Genomic DNA, 14,202 nt, shown 5'->3' with positions numbered 1-14,202 from the left:
AGACCCGCGTGGCGATGTATCACGCCGGGCAAAGAGGCAGAGATGGCAGATTTTACGTCTTCCCCGACGACGGCGGGCTATGCGCCCGATTCCGCGCATGGCTACGCAGTGGGCAGCGGGCCCAAGACCCTGACAACGCTCACCAATATCGCAGGCGCTGTGGTTTCCTTGGCGCTTGTCGCGGGGATTGGTGTTTGGGGCTACAAGCTGCTGGTGCGTGATGTGACCGGCATCCCGGTGGTCCGCGCCATCGAAGGCGAAATCCGCGTGCGCCCCGATGAGCCGGGCGGCGAATTGGCCCGCCATCAGGGTCTTTCCGTCAACGTTGTTGCCGCCGAAGGCAGCGCCGGTCGCCCCGCAGACCAACTGCGCCTCGCGCCGCGTCAGATGGAATTGCAAGACGAAGACCAGCCCGTTCAAGTGGCGATGGTTGCCGCAAAGACACAGGGCAATGCGACCCCCGCCGTCGCCCACGAGAATGACGGCGACCTCATCGATGCCTCCGCCGCGATCCGCTCTGGCAATGTTCAAGACCTCGTGGCGCAGCTGACCAATGGTGTCGCACCGCTCTCCGGGGCGGGCGCCTCTGGTGATCCGGTCGATGCCGCCGTGGCGATGGCGCTGGCCGATACCTCCGTGCAGCCGAAAGTGGTCAAGGCCGTGTTGAACGCGCCCGGCGTGCGCAACTCCCTGCGTCCGCGCCGCCGCCCGGCAGGCGGTGCCGTGGTGACACCCGCCGCAGTCCAGAGCAATCCGGTCGCAACCGTCGCCCAAGAGGTTGATCCCGCGGCCCTTCCTGCTGGCACCCGGATGGCCCAGCTTGGTGCCTTTGACAGCCCCGAGGTTGCCCGCGAACAATGGGACCGTTTGCAGGGCCGTTTCGGTGCCTATCTCGAAGGTAAGAATCGCGTTGTGCAAAAGGCCACCAGCGGCGGGCGGGTGTTCTATCGCCTGCGTGCCATGGGCTTTGACGACATCGCCGATGCGCGGCGTTTCTGTTCGGCACTTGTGGCCGAAAACGCGGATTGCATCCCGGTGGTGATGCGCTGATGCGCCCCTTCGGGGCCACGATCCTCGACGCGACGGGCCACCGGCTCAGCGTCGAGGAAAAAGCGTTCTTTCGTGACGTACGGCCCTTCGGCTTCATCCTTTTCGCCCGCAACATCGACAGCCCGGATCAGGTCCGCGCGCTATGTGATGAGATGCGCAAGGCGGCAGGCCATGAGGCTGTGATCACCATCGACCAAGAGGGCGGCCGCGTGCAGCGGATGCGCGCCCCGCAGTGGCGCGATTGGATGCCGCCGATGGAACTGGCCGCGCGCGCCGGGGAACAGGCGACGAAAGCCTTCACACTGATGTACCGGATCATCGCCCATGAGCTGTACAGCGTCGGCATCGACAGTAACTGTGCGCCACTGATCGATGTGGCGGGGCCCAAGACCCATCCGTTTTTGCGCAACCGGTGCTACGGCGAAACGCCGGGGCAGGTGGCCGAGATTGGCCGCGCCGTTGCCGATGCGCTGCTGGCCGGGGGCGTGCTGCCGGTGATGAAACATATGCCCGGCCATGGCCGCGCGACGCTCGACAGCCATCACAATCTACCCCGCGTGGATGCCCGCCGGATTGATCTGGAGGCGGTCGATTTTGCGCCCTTCCGCAGCCTGCGGGACCTGCCGATGGGCATGACGGCACATCTGGTCTATAACGCATTGGACGACACCCCCGCGACCCTGTCGTCAGAGGTGATGCGGATCATCCGCGATGATATCGGCTTTGATAACCTCGTGATGACCGACGATATTTCGATGAAAGCCCTGCAGATGACGCCGGCGGAAAGCACCCGTGCGGCCATTGCAGCGGGCTGTGATGTCGCGCTTTTTTGCAATGGACCGCTGGAAGAGCGCCGCGCCGTGGCCGAAGCCGCAGGCGAGATGACTACCGCCGCCCAGACCCGTGCCCTGCGGGCCATGGATGCGCGGCACCCCCCCGACGACGTTGACATCGACGCCCTCAGCGCCCAGCTTGAGACGCTTCTGGGCGGGGCTTTGCATGGCTGACACGACATTCGAGGAAGACAGGGGCGGGGCCGGTGGCTCCGTGGCCGACCGGCTGGCCGCCGAGGCGTTCATCATTGATGTCGAAGGCTATGAAGGGCCGCTTGATCTGCTGCTGTCGCTGAGCCGGACGCAAAAGGTCGATCTGCGCAAGGTTTCGGTTCTGCAACTGGCGCGGCAGTATCTGGCCTTTGTCGAGCGTGCCAAAGAACTGCGGTTGGAACTGGCGGCGGATTACCTCGTCATGGCCGCATGGCTGGCTTTCCTGAAATCACGCCTTTTGCTGCCGCCGGACCCCACCGAAGAAGGCCCCTCAGGCGAAGAAATGGCCGCCCATCTGGCTTTCCAACTGGAACGCCTGCAGGCGATGTGGGACGCTGCCGCACGCCTGATGGCGCGGGATCAACTGGGCCGGGATTTCTTTGCCCGCGGCCAGACCCAAGAGATCACCACTGTCAAAAAGGTCACCTATACCGCGACGCTGCTGGACCTGATGCAGGGCTATGCGCGCACCCGCACGCGGGAGGATTTCCGCCCCTTCGTGATGGACCGCGACAAGGTCTTTACCATGGAAGAGGCGCTGGAACGGATGCGCGGGCTGATCGGCTATGCGGGCGATTGGGGTGATCTGAACAGCTACCTGCCCGAGGGCTGGGAAAGCGACCCTGAGCGCCGCCGCTCAGCAACCGCTGCGACCTTTGCGGCCTCCCTGCAATTGGTCAAAGAGGGGCATATGGAGATCCGTCAGAAAGAGATCTTCGCCCCCATCCAACTGCGCAAGAAGGATTGATGCGTGTCGGAAGAGATTGAAACGAAAGAAAAGAAACTGTTCGACGCGCCCTCGCTGGCCGAGCAGGAGCGTATGATCGAAGCCGTGCTTTTCGCCAGTTCCGAACCAATCACGCTGCGAGAATTGGAACAGCGGCTGCCGCGCGGCTCTGACGTGGGCGAGGCGATGGCCTTTCTGCGCCACCGCTATCAGGGGCGCGGCGTGCAGGTGATGAAAGTCGGCGACGCCTATGCTTTTCGCACCGCGCCTGACCTTGGCTTTTTGATGCATCGGGAAACGGTCGAGACCCGCAAACTCAGCCGCGCCGCGATCGAAACGCTTGCGATCATCGCCTATCACCAGCCCGTCACCCGGGCCGAGATTGAAGAGATACGCGGCGTGGCCGTGTCGCGCGGCACGGTGGATCAACTGCTCGAAATGGAGTGGATCCGCTTTGGCCGCCGTAAGATGACGCCGGGCCGTCCGGTGACCTTTGTGGTCACGCAGGAGTTTCTGGATCACTTCGGTCTGGAAAGTGCGCGGGACCTGCCGGGGCTCAAAGAACTGCGCTCTGCCGGGTTGTTGGAAAACCGCCCGCCCGCCGGTCTGCTGCCCACCGTGGGCGATGGCGAGGACGAGCCGGAGACCACCGAAGGCCAGAGCGAGCTGTTCGAAGATTAATCGGGGTCGGGGCTGACTTACGCCCCGCCGCCACTACATCAGTTTTGCTGATCCAAGGGAGAGGGCTGATGAAACCGATCGTCAATATGGTTCTGCGCCATGTCATGCGCCGCTTAATGTCACGAGGCGCTGGCGTGGGAAAAAAGGGCCGCTCGCGCGGGGGCACCGCTTTCAATGCGCGCAATGCGCAGCGGGGGGTCCGCTTGCTGCGCCGGTTTCTTGGTTCGCGGTAGGCGGTCAGACGGAGCGGAAATGCTTCGACAGTTTCAGACCCTGACCTTGGTAGTTCGACGCGATGTCAGCGCCGTAAAGCTGGCTGGGGATCTGCGCCATATGCTCATAGACCAAGCGCCCCACGACCTGCCCATGCTCCAGCACAAAGGGCGCCTCGTGACAGCGCACCTCAAGCACCCCGCGTGAGCCTGCACCACCTGCTTCGGCATGGCCAAAGCCCGGATCGAAGAAACCCGCGTAGTGCACGCGGAACTCTCCGACCATTGCCAAATAAGGTGCCATTTCAGCGGCATAGGCGGGCGGGATCGTCACCGCTTCGCGGCTGACAAGGATATAAAACGCGCCCGGATCAAGGATGATCTGGCCATTGGTGCTGTGCACCTCTTCCCAATAGGCGGCGGGGTCGTAATGGCCAATCTTGTCGAGGTCGATCACCCCGGTATGCGGCTTCGCGCGGTAGCCGACAAGGCTGGTGCCGGGCAGGCACAGATCGACGGAAAAGCCCAACCCTTCGTCGATCACGGCAGTGCCGTCCACCAGTGGCGTGGTGTCATGCAGCGCGCGCAGGGCGTCATCATCGAGCGTCGCATCCCCGCTGCCAAAGCGGATTTGATTTAACCGCATACCGGGGCGCACGAGCACCGAGAAGGAGCGGGGGCAGATCTCGGCATAAAGCGGGCCGGTATAGCCCGGCGCGATCCGGTCAAATTCGGTGCCGCCGTCGGTGATGGTGCGGGTCAGAAGATCAAGCCGCCCGGTGGAGCTTTTGGCATTCGCCACGGCAGAGACGCCTTCGGGCAGGGCCAGCCGCTCCATCAGGGGGACCACATAGACGCAGCCTTTTTCAAGCACGGCCCCATCGCTGAGGTCGACGCGGTGCATCTCGAATTCTTCCAAACGATCCGCGACCTTGGCCCCGTGCCCCGCAAGGAAAGACGCGCGCACGCGGTAGGCGACATTGCCGAGCCGCAGGTCAAGGCTGGCGGGCTGGATTTGCGCCGAGGTCACCGCCGGATCGGCGGCAATGGCACCGCTGTCGATCATCGCTGCAATCTGCTGGTTGGGGAGCACCCCGTTCATCGCATTGGGCATCAAACGGGCCTTTCAAATGACAAACGCCCGCGCGTTACCGGCGCGGGCGTTTTGTTGTAGTCGGTTGGTCGGGCTAGCAGGACTCGAACCTGCGACCTTCCGTCCCCCAGACGGACGCGCTACCAGGCTGCGCCATAGCCCGACTACGTGGGCTTCATACCCGATCTCGCAGGGGGCGCAAGAGGGAATTGCCAAACTTTTCATCGCGATTAGTAATTTGTTTCGGTGCCGGGTTCCGCGGCCATACGCGCGCGCAATTCGGCCAGATCCAGCAGCAAACCGGCGACCTGAGGTTGCACATCACGCGGAAGACGGTGGACACGGGCGCCAACGCTCAGCAGCCCCGGGCTGGCGGGAAAATCGGCTTCAGGAGTGAAATCAGGCAGATCGATGATCGCGGGTTTGGGCGTGTCGTCGTCCTCGTCTTCTTGGGGTGCGGCTTCTGCGGGCTCAGGCGCGGGGTCGGGCGCCGCTTCGATTGCCTGTTCAGGTTCGGGAGCCAGTGGGCGTTTGAGAAAATCGGGGAGGCTGGCGTTTGATGCCGGTCCCGGCTTGGATGGTTCTGGCTCGGACTGTTCTGGCTTGAGCGGGATGGACACCGCCGGGGCGGGCTCATCCGCTGTATCAACGGCAGGTTCATCCAATTGCGGCGCATCCGGCGTCGCGCTGTCAGACGGGGCCAGCGGATCAGGCGTGGCCCGTGGGTGGTCATCGGCGGGCGGCACGGGCGAGCGGCGCGGCATCGCCACAGGTGCGGCCTCCAGTGCCTTTTCGACAGGCGCCGCCTCCGCTGCGCTTGCGGGCTCTTCGACGGGCGCGGCGTTCTCATCCAGATCGGCGGCAGGCTCTGCCTCTTCGGCGTCTTCGTCCGAGACATTGGCCTCGGGCACGGCGTCAGACTTTGCGCCGCCAAAGTTCAGAACCACCCCGGTTTCCGGGCGGATGATGTCAGGTTTGGGGGCGGGCCGCGGCTCCGCAAAATCCAGTTCATCAAGCGGGGCGGAGAGGGAGGACACATGGGTCATCCCTTCCTCGCGGAGGATCTTTTGGACGCCTTTGATGGTCAGCCCGTCATCGTGCAGCAGTTTCTTGATCCCACCCAACAACAGCATATCGGCCGGGCGGTAATAGCGCCGCCCGCCAGCCCGTTTGATGGGTTTCACTTGGGTGAACTTACTCTCCCAGAACCGCAGAACATGGGCCTGAATACCGAGCCAGTCAGCGACTTCGGAGATGGTGCGAAAAGCGTCCGGCGATTTGACCATGGGTCAGGACTTGTTGCCTTCAGCAACGCGGTCTTTCATCAAATGCGAGGGGCGGAAGGTCAGCACGCGGCGCGGGTTGATCGGAACCTCTTCGCCGGTTTTCGGATTACGGCCCACACGCGCGGTCTTGTCGCGTACCGAGAAGGTGCCGAAAGAGGAAATCTTGACCTGTTCCCCGTCGACCAGAGCGTCGGACATATGCTCAAGCACTGCTTCGACCAGCTGAGCACTCTCATTACGAGAAAGACCGACTTCACGAAATACAGCTTCGCTTAAATCCATGCGCGTCAATGTCTTGTTCGGCATTATATCCCCCATGCTTTCCAATAGCATATGCTGCTCAGAAATTTAGAGTCAACATCAATGCCCGGATCAAGCACGATTCGGCAGAGATTTTCCGCGTTAGCTCAGGGACTTACCAGCGCAGCACAACAGAGCCCCACGCCAGACCGCCGCCAATGGCTTCGGTGACGATCAGATCGCCCTGTTTGATCTGGCCGCGCTCACGGCCCACAGACAGCGCCAGCGGGATGGAAGCCGCCGAGGTGTTGCCATGGTCCTGTACGGTGACGACCACGCGCTCCATCGGCAGGTTCAATTTCTTTGCAGTGCCTTGGATGATGCGGATGTTGGCCTGATGCGGCACGATCCAATCGACATCTTCGGCGCTGACGCCGGCGCGGTCCATTGCGGTATTGGCGGTGGCGGCAAGTTTCTCGACCGCGTGGCGAAACACCTGATTGCCCTGCATCCGCAGGTAGCCGGTGGTGCCGGTCGACACGCCGCCATCGACGTAGAGCAGATCGCGGTAGCGCCCGTCAGAATTCAGATCCGTCGCGAGAATGCCCCGGTCGGACGGACTGTCGCTGCCGTCTTGCGCCTCAAGCAGCAACGCGCCTGCGCCATCGCCAAACAGCACACAGGTCGACCGGTCGGTCCAATCCATGATCCGGCTGAATGTCTCGGCTCCGATCACCAGAACATTGCGCGCCTGACCGGATACGATCAACGCATTGGCGTTCGCCAGCGCATAGACAAAGCCCGCGCAGACCGCCTGCACGTCGAAGGCAAAACCGCTGGTCATGCCCAATTCGGCCTGCACCATGGTCGCGGCGGAGGGGAAGGTAAGATCAGGTGTAGAGGTGGCCACGACGATCGCATCAACGTCAGAGACATCGCGCCCCGCATCTTCAAGCGCCTTGCGCGCCGCGGCGCTGGCCATGGTGGAGGTGGTTTCTCCTTCGGCGGCAAAGTGGCGGCGTTCGATGCCCGAGCGCGAGCGGATCCATTCGTCATTTGTGTCGAGAGTCGCTTCAAATTCAGCATTTTCCACGACACGGGCGGGCAGGTAGTGGCCACAACCAGTGACAACGGCGCGCAGGCTCATTTGACGGACTCCTCGGCTGGCAGCGTCGCGGCAACGCGAGCGGCCAGCTTGTCATTGAATTTATTCTGCGACAACTGCGCGGCGAGTTTGATCGCAGCAGAGATGCCGGTCGCATCGGCAGAGCCGTGCGATTTCACCACCGTGCCGTTCAGACCCAGAAAGACGCCACCGTTCACACGGCGCGGGTCGATCTTTTTGCTGAGTCGGCGCAGGGATGTATAGGCCAGCAGAGAGGCCAGCCGCGACAGAGGCGAATATTTGAACGCTTCGCGCAGGCGGTTGCCGATCATGCTGGCGGTGCCTTCACCGGTCTTGATCGCGACATTCCCGGTGAAGCCGTCGGTCACGATGACATCGGCGCGGTTGCCCGAGATATCGCCGCCCTCAACGAAACCGACGAATTCAAACCCGGTGGCATCGCCTTGGGCCCGAATCAGATCGTAGGCTTCTTTGAGTTCAGTACGGCCCTTATGCTCTTCGGTGCCGACGTTCAGCAGGCCGACCCGGGGGCGTTCCAGTTCCATGCCGTTGCGGGCATAGGATGTGCCCATCAGCGCAAAACGCAACAGATCATCGGCGTCGGCGCGCACATCGGCGCCCACGTCGAGCATCACGTTGAACCCCTGGGGGTTGGAAGACGGGTAGAGCACGGCAATCGCAGGGCGGTTCACGCCCGGCAATTTACGCAGCCGTATCATCGACATCGCCATCAGCGCGCCGGTATTGCCGCATGAGACAGCCACGGCCGCCTCGCCGCTGCGCACGGATTCGATGGCAGACCACATGGAGCTGTCTTTGCCGGTACGCACAACTTGGCTCGGCTTGTCGTCCATCGTGACGACATCCGTGGCGTGACGTATCTCGCAACGGCCCGACAACTCGCCACGTTTGGCGATCAAAGGCTCCAACTGATCGCGGGGACCATGCAGGATAAAACCGATGTCGGGATTTGCTGTCGCAGAAAGCGCACACCCGGCAACAACTGCTGCCGGGCCTTCGTCACCCCCCATCGCGTCGACCGAGATCAGGGTGTGTCCGGCTTTCGCGTTGGGGTGATCGGGCTGGGCCGTCATCAGTGCGAATGCCTCACTGCCTTAGAGAAAACCTTGGAAACAACCGTAGCTTATGCTGCGTCGTCTTCCAGGTCTACTTCTTCGGTCAGGGCGACAACTTCGGTGTCGTCATAGTGACCGCAAGCAGCGCAGATGTGGTGGGGGCGCTTCAGCTCACCGCAGTTCGAACATTCGTTCGGGTTCGCTGCGGACAGCGAATCGTGGGCGCGGCGGTTGTTGCGGCGGGATTTGGATACTTTATTCTGTTGGACAGCCATGTCTGGTGCCTTTGCCTTCGGGGTTGCTGACCTGCATGTTGCAGGCCGCAACCGTGTTTCAATTCGGACCCCGTTTCGGGCGTGACGACGCTTTAGGGCCGCAGCCGCGCAATGTCCAACCTTAATTCGGGTGAGGGCGGCAAAATAACGCGAATTCGCCGCGATGCAAGCGCGAATACCCGCGATTTTCCGCCTGTTTCTTTAGGTTTCGTCTTTCTTTAGCGCATCGCGCAGAGCGCCCAAGCCCGCGAAGGGCCGCGCGTCTTCGTCGGTCATCGGCTTTTGCCCGGGTTCGGCATGGACCATCTGGCCCAGTTCGACATCGCCCTTGCGGGGGTATTCCGGCACTTCCAGCGCCAGCGCCTCAATCATCACCTGCGCAGGGTCGATCCATTGACCCAGCGGTTCGGTGGTGTCGTCCTCGGGCATTTCGACCTCCTCCTCATCGGGGAGTTCGAAATCATGGACGAAGCGGCGGGTGATATGCGCGTCGATGCGCGTGGTAACGGGTTCCAGCGTGACCACGCAGGGCTGCACCACGGTCGCGCCCAATTTCCCGTCAAGCTGCCAGTCCTGCTTGCCGAGGGGTTTGATGCTCCCTGAAAAGCTGAGTTTGCGCAGCGCGGAGAGGTTCAGCTCCTCGGCGATCTGCGCCAGCGCCTCTGCCTCAGGGCGCAGCGCAAAGCCGTCTGGCTCCGTCTGGGACAGGTCAGCAACCCGTAGAGCGGTGGGCGTAGGTGATTTGCGCGACATGAGATCCGACTTTCGTTTCTTGTACACTTGGGGTGCCTTGGTGTATGCGAAATAAAAGCCATAATCCGTCAGGGCAAGAGGGCAGAGCAAATGCGCAAAACGAAACAGACCGGCAAGACGAGTCTCCGGCTCGCAGGTATGGGCCTTGCACTGCTTCTCACAGCCTGCAGCCCGCAGTATGAAAACCACGGTTATGTGCCGCCGCAAGACCAGCTTGAGCAGGTCGTCGTTGGCAGCGATACCAAAGAAAGCGTCGCCCAGAAGATCGGTGTGCCCACCGTTTCAGGTGTTTTGAGCGATGATAGTTACTATTACGTTAAAATGCGCAAACGGGCTCTGGGCTTTCTGGCCGCCAAAGAGATCGAGCGTGAAGTGGTCACCGTCAGCTTCAATGAGGCCGGTTTGGTGTCGAATGTCGAACGCTTTGGGCTGGAACGCGGGCAAGTTGTGCCGCTATCGCGCCGCGTGACGACATCTTCCGTAGCCGATAACACCTTCCTGCGTCAGCTTCTGGGCAACATCGGCCGCTTTAGCCCCTCGGCATTCGGCAGCTAAGTTTCCCCCGGCATGTCCCGCCGGACGGTCGGCGGGACAGCGGACAAGCGAAGGCGACCTCGCAGATGACCCATGCGCCCCCGGGCCGATATCTGACGCGCGAAGCCATCACGCCTGCTGACATCACCCGTGCGCAGACGCTTCGGGCGCAGTGTTTTCAGACCGGAACCACCCCAGACATAGACCCCTTCGACGCGGCTGCACGGCATTTTCTGGTCGAGGACCGCGCCAGCGGTACGCTGATCTGCTGCTTTCGCCTGACGCGGTTTCAGGGCACGAGCCTTGGCCAAAGCTATGCCGCGCAATTCTATGACCTGAGCCGCTTATACCGGATGGAGGGCGCCATGCTGGAACTTGGGCGCTTTTGCATCCATCCAGATTGGCACGACCCCGATATTCAGCGCCTCGCTTGGGGGCAGTTGGCGCGAGAGGTCGACCGCAGCGGTGCGGCGCTTCTGTTCGGCTGTTCCTCCTTTGCGGGCACCGATCCTGCCGCCTACCGCGATGCCTTTGCCCTGTTGAAACAGCAGCACCTTGCCCCGGCACACTGGCGGCCTGCCGCCAAAGCCGCGGATATCCACGCTTACGCCCGCGACAGCCATACCGCAGATCCCCGGCGCGCGCGCCAGCAGATCCCGCCGCTGCTGCGCAGCTATCTGGCGATGGGGGGATGGGTCAGCGATCACGCCGTGATCGACCGACAGATGAACACGCTGCACGTCTTTACCGGGCTTGAGATCGCCGCGATCCCACCCAACCGCGCGCGGCTTTTGCGCGCATTGGCCTGACGCGGGCGCGCCTTTGGACATTGACCTTGCCCGCGCCGAGAGATAGCTGGCGGGCATGGCACGCGCACCCCTTTTACAACTCACCGACATTTCGCTGACCTTTGGCGGCGATCCTGTTTTCGAAGACCTTTCACTGGTGGTTCAGACCGGCGACAGGCTGGCTTTGGTCGGCCGCAACGGCTCGGGCAAATCGACCCTGATGAAGGTCATGGCCGGGCTGGTCGAGCCTGACAGCGGGGCGGTCATTGCCGGGCCCGGCGTGTCGGTCGGCTATATGGAGCAGGAACCCGATCTTACGGGGTTCGAGACGCTTGGCGATTTCGCCGCACACGGTCTTGATCCGGGCGAGATGTACAAGGTCGAACGCGCGGGCGAGGGGCTGAAGTTCGACCCCGCACGCCCCGTCGCCACCGCTTCGGGCGGCGAACGCCGCCGTGCGGCACTGGCGCGGCTGATGGCCGAAGAGCCTGAGCTGATGCTGCTGGACGAACCGACCAACCACCTCGACATCGAAGCCATCGCTTGGCTCGAATCCGAGCTAAAGGGCACCCGCACGGCCTTTGTCATCATCAGCCACGACCGCGCTTTTCTGCGCGAATTGACCCGCGCGACCCTTTGGGTGGACCGCGGGGCCGTGCGCCGACAGGACATCGGTTTTGAAGGCTTTGAGGCTTGGCGCGATCAGGTCTGGGAAGAAGAGGACATGCAGCGTCACAAGCTGAACCGCAAGATCAAAGCCGAGGCCCGTTGGGCGGTCGAAGGTATCTCTGCGCGGCGCAAACGCAATCAGGGCCGGGTGCGGGCGCTTCAGGACCTGCGCGCCGAACGGTCGGCCCAGATCAAACGGCAAGGCACGGCGGCCATGGCCTTGGAGGCCGGGCCGAAGTCTGGCCGCAAGGTGATCGAAGCTGCGGGGATCGCCAAGAAATTCGGTGACAAACAGATCCTGCGCGATTTCTCGATCACTGTGCAACGCGGCGACCGGATCGCGCTGGTGGGGCCGAACGGCGTGGGCAAGACCACGCTGCTGAACATGCTGATCGGGAAAGAACAGCCCGACTCAGGCGAGATCAAGCTCGGCACTAATCTGGAGCTGGCACTTTTCGATCAGGCCCGTGCGCAGCTTGACGGGGACATGACCCTTTGGGACAGTCTGACCGGCGATCCTGACATGCGCGTTTCGGGCAAAGCTGATCAGGTGCTGGTGCGCGGACAGCCCAAACATGTGGTCGGCTACCTAAAAGAATTCCTCTTTGACGAGGGGCAGGCCCGCGCGCCTGTACGCTCGCTCTCAGGCGGGGAAAAGGCGCGGCTGCTGCTGGCCAAGATCATGGCACGGTCCTCGAACCTTTTGGTGCTCGACGAGCCGACAAACGATCTGGATGTCGAAACGCTTGACCTGATGCAAGAACTCTTGGGCAACTACGACGGCACTGTGCTGCTGGTCAGCCACGACCGTGACTTCCTTGACCGTGTGGCCGCCACCACGATCGCCATGGAAGGCGACGGGCGTGCCACGGTCTATGCCGGCGGCTGGAGCGATTATCTGGCGCAGCGCGGGCAGGATGATTTCTCCGACAGCGTGGTAAAGTCCAAGCCCGGCAAGGTCGAGCCGAAAGCCGAGAAGAAACAAGCCGCTTCAGGTCTCAGCTTTACCGAAAAGCACCGGCTCGAAGCGCTGCCGGGTGAGATTGAGCGCCTTGAGGCGGAGATCGGCAAACTCGAAGAACTGCTCAGCGACGCGGAGTTGTTCACTCGTGAGCCGGTGAAGTTCCAAAAGGCCACCGATGCGCTGGTGCAGCGGCACGAAAAGCTGTCCGACGCCGAGGAAGAGTGGATGGCGCTGGAGGAAAAGGCGCAGGGTTAACCCCCCGCGTCTTTCAGGGCGATCTGCGGCCGGTATCCATTGCGGAAGGCGGCGACGCTGCTGGGCGGAGTGAGCAGGGTGACACGGCCCCGAGGGCGTGGTTGCGCCGGGCCGTAGCCTGAGGGCCGATAGGGGTGGAAGGCATCGCCGAACAGCACCCCACTTTGGCCTGCGTGATCCAAGATGAAGGCCCCGTCCGGTAGATCGTGCACCTCCACGCCCGTTTGACGGCGCTGTTGAAAGACGCGCGGCACGGCGCGTTCGCTGTGCAACTGACGGTCAAGGGCCGCAGCAGGCCCCGACACATCGCAGCACGCCCGAAACCGCCGGTAATCCGCGGCGCGGCATTCAGCGCAGGGCCGGTGACCTGCGGCAAAGGCCACGGCCTCGTCCAGAAAGAAAAGCTCGGTATAGTGCCGCGGGGCCATCAACTGCCGCCGACGGCCCATAAAGCTGAGCACACAGCACACCCAATTCTTATGCGCCCAACGGCGTTTGTGGTGCACACCGTTTTCATCGTGCAGGATACCGCGATTGCCCATGAACCCACCCCGCGCGGGGTGGGCGATGATCTCTCCATCGGGCTGGACGCGGTTCTGCAGCGGCATCAGCGCATCCGCAGCGCCCCATCAAGGCGGATAACCTCGCCGTTGAGATAGCCCATTTCAACGATGAACCCGGCCAACCGCCCGTATTCCGAAGGATCGCCAAGGCGCGGCGGGTTGGGAACATCCTTGGCCAGATCCGCTTGCACTTCTTCCGGCAGGCCCGCCAGCATCGGCGTCTTGAAGATGCCGGGCGCGATGGTCATCACGCGGATGCCGTCTTTGGCCAGATCCCGCGCCATCGGCAGGGTCATGCCTACGATCCCGCCCTTGGACGCGGCATAGGCGGCTTGGCCCTTTTGACCGTCGAAAGCGGCGATTGAGGCGGTGTTGATGATCACCCCCCGCGCCCCATCGTCTTCGGGAGTGTTCTTGGCCATGGCCACCGCTGCAAGCCGCGCCACGTTGAAACTGCCGACAAGGTTGATGTCGACCGTGCGTTGAAAGGCGTCCAAGGGGTGCGGCCCGTCGCGGCCTGTGGTCTTGATGCCAAGGGCAATACCTGCGCAGTTCACCGCCGCCGTGATCCAGCCCATCTTTTCCTGAGCATGGTCCACCGCCTTTTGGACCGAAGTCTCATCCGTCACATCGGTCATGACGAAATGCCCGCCGATTTCCTTGGCCACAGTTTCGCCCCGGTCGGCGTCACGATCCAGCAGGGTGACCTGCGCACCTTGCGAAGCGAAATAGCGCGCCGTGGCTTCGCCAAGCCCCGAGGCACCCCCGGTGATGATGGCGGCTGTGCTGTCTAGTTTCATGATGGCTCCCCCCGATATGAACGCTTGTTCAGTTCAACACGAAGTCTCGCCCCATGCAAGCGAT

At 62.6% G+C, this 14,202-nt stretch carries 16 protein-coding genes and 1 tRNA gene; 7 read left to right on the top strand and 10 right to left on the bottom strand.

Annotation, left to right across the window (positions count from 1 at the left end; all coding sequences use genetic code 11):
* Positions 1-42: 42 nt before the first annotated feature.
* From T8A63_RS09600 to scpB, 4 genes are read left to right on the top strand one after another with little or no spacing between them, the layout of a single operon-like run.
* Complete coding sequence (locus T8A63_RS09600; RefSeq protein ID WP_240791524.1) at positions 43-1,050, top strand: SPOR domain-containing protein; 1,008 nt, start codon at positions 43-45, stop codon at positions 1,048-1,050.
* Positions 1,050-2,057 carry a beta-N-acetylhexosaminidase gene (gene nagZ / locus T8A63_RS09595; protein WP_322343632.1) on the top strand — a complete coding sequence of 336 codons (1,008 nt, stop codon included), beginning with the start codon at positions 1,050-1,052 and terminating at the stop codon, positions 2,055-2,057. Before T8A63_RS09600 ends, nagZ begins: the two co-directional genes overlap by 1 nt.
* Positions 2,050-2,844: a ScpA family protein gene (locus tag T8A63_RS09590; protein WP_322343631.1), complete on the top strand. Its 795-nt coding sequence runs from the start codon at positions 2,050-2,052 to the stop codon at positions 2,842-2,844. Before nagZ ends, T8A63_RS09590 begins: the two co-directional genes overlap by 8 nt.
* Before the next feature lie 3 nt (positions 2,845-2,847).
* Positions 2,848-3,504 carry an SMC-Scp complex subunit ScpB gene (gene scpB, locus T8A63_RS09585; RefSeq protein WP_067628995.1) on the top strand — a complete coding sequence of 219 codons (657 nt, stop codon included), beginning with the start codon at positions 2,848-2,850 and terminating at the stop codon, positions 3,502-3,504.
* 237 nt (positions 3,505-3,741) lie between these two features.
* On the opposite strand, the gene T8A63_RS09580 is transcribed toward scpB, so the two are convergent.
* The 8 genes from T8A63_RS09580 to T8A63_RS09545 all read right to left on the bottom strand — a co-directional run bounded on the left by T8A63_RS09580 (position 3,742) and on the right by T8A63_RS09545 (position 9,565).
* Entirely contained in the window at positions 3,742-4,818 is a 1,077-nt protein-coding gene (locus tag T8A63_RS09580) for a 2'-deoxycytidine 5'-triphosphate deaminase (RefSeq protein WP_067629087.1), read from the bottom strand.
* 77 nt (positions 4,819-4,895) lie between these two features.
* A tRNA-Pro gene (locus tag T8A63_RS09575) sits at positions 4,896-4,972 on the bottom strand.
* A gap of 67 nt (positions 4,973-5,039) precedes the next feature.
* Positions 5,040-6,095 carry a MerR family transcriptional regulator gene (locus T8A63_RS09570; RefSeq protein WP_322343630.1) on the bottom strand — a complete coding sequence of 352 codons (1,056 nt, stop codon included), beginning with the start codon at positions 6,093-6,095 and terminating at the stop codon, positions 5,040-5,042.
* Positions 6,096-6,098: 3 nt separating this feature from the next.
* Complete coding sequence (ihfA, locus tag T8A63_RS09565) at positions 6,099-6,401, bottom strand: integration host factor subunit alpha (protein WP_067265868.1); 303 nt, start codon at positions 6,399-6,401, stop codon at positions 6,099-6,101.
* 109 nt (positions 6,402-6,510) lie between these two features.
* Positions 6,511-7,482 carry a beta-ketoacyl-ACP synthase III gene (locus T8A63_RS09560; protein WP_067628999.1) on the bottom strand — a complete coding sequence of 324 codons (972 nt, stop codon included), beginning with the start codon at positions 7,480-7,482 and terminating at the stop codon, positions 6,511-6,513.
* On the bottom strand, positions 7,479-8,555 hold the full coding sequence (gene plsX / locus T8A63_RS09555) for a phosphate acyltransferase PlsX (RefSeq protein WP_067629001.1): 1,077 nt from the start codon (positions 8,553-8,555) through the stop codon (positions 7,479-7,481). Before plsX ends, T8A63_RS09560 begins: the two co-directional genes overlap by 4 nt.
* Before the next feature lie 50 nt (positions 8,556-8,605).
* Entirely contained in the window at positions 8,606-8,812 is a 207-nt protein-coding gene (gene rpmF / locus T8A63_RS09550; protein ID WP_067629003.1) for a 50S ribosomal protein L32, read from the bottom strand.
* Positions 8,813-9,013: 201 nt separating this feature from the next.
* Positions 9,014-9,565 (bottom strand): DUF177 domain-containing protein, encoded by a 552-nt coding sequence (locus T8A63_RS09545; protein WP_322345699.1) that lies wholly within the window; start codon positions 9,563-9,565, stop codon positions 9,014-9,016.
* A gap of 90 nt (positions 9,566-9,655) precedes the next feature.
* On the opposite strand from T8A63_RS09545, the gene T8A63_RS09540 reads away from it, so the two are divergent.
* The 3 genes from T8A63_RS09540 to T8A63_RS09530 all read left to right on the top strand — a co-directional run bounded on the left by T8A63_RS09540 (position 9,656) and on the right by T8A63_RS09530 (position 12,775).
* The gene (locus T8A63_RS09540) at positions 9,656-10,120 is read left to right on the top strand and encodes an outer membrane protein assembly factor BamE (RefSeq protein ID WP_067941953.1); all 465 of its coding nucleotides are present in this window, start codon (positions 9,656-9,658) and stop codon (positions 10,118-10,120) included.
* Positions 10,121-10,185: 65 nt separating this feature from the next.
* Positions 10,186-10,908 carry a GNAT family N-acetyltransferase gene (locus T8A63_RS09535; RefSeq protein ID WP_322343629.1) on the top strand — a complete coding sequence of 241 codons (723 nt, stop codon included), beginning with the start codon at positions 10,186-10,188 and terminating at the stop codon, positions 10,906-10,908.
* Between the two features lie 55 nt (positions 10,909-10,963).
* The gene (locus tag T8A63_RS09530) at positions 10,964-12,775 is read left to right on the top strand and encodes an ABC-F family ATP-binding cassette domain-containing protein (RefSeq protein ID WP_322343628.1); all 1,812 of its coding nucleotides are present in this window, start codon (positions 10,964-10,966) and stop codon (positions 12,773-12,775) included.
* Here the strand turns inward: T8A63_RS09530 and T8A63_RS09525 are convergent.
* Both T8A63_RS09525 and T8A63_RS09520 read right to left on the bottom strand, forming a co-directional pair.
* Positions 12,772-13,383 (bottom strand): hypothetical protein, encoded by a 612-nt coding sequence (locus T8A63_RS09525; protein ID WP_322343627.1) that lies wholly within the window; start codon positions 13,381-13,383, stop codon positions 12,772-12,774. The two genes, T8A63_RS09530 and T8A63_RS09525, sit on opposite strands and share 4 nt — an antisense overlap.
* The gene (locus T8A63_RS09520) at positions 13,383-14,138 is read right to left on the bottom strand and encodes a 3-hydroxyacyl-CoA dehydrogenase (protein ID WP_322343626.1); all 756 of its coding nucleotides are present in this window, start codon (positions 14,136-14,138) and stop codon (positions 13,383-13,385) included. Before T8A63_RS09520 ends, T8A63_RS09525 begins: the two co-directional genes overlap by 1 nt.
* Positions 14,139-14,202 lie beyond the last annotated feature (64 nt).

The sequence above is a fragment of the Sulfitobacter sp. OXR-159 genome (genome assembly GCF_034377145.1).
GTDB lineage: Bacteria > Pseudomonadota > Alphaproteobacteria > Rhodobacterales > Rhodobacteraceae > Sulfitobacter.
The sequence above is the reverse complement of the archived record's forward strand: the minus strand, read 5'-3'. Positions and strand labels throughout refer to the sequence as shown.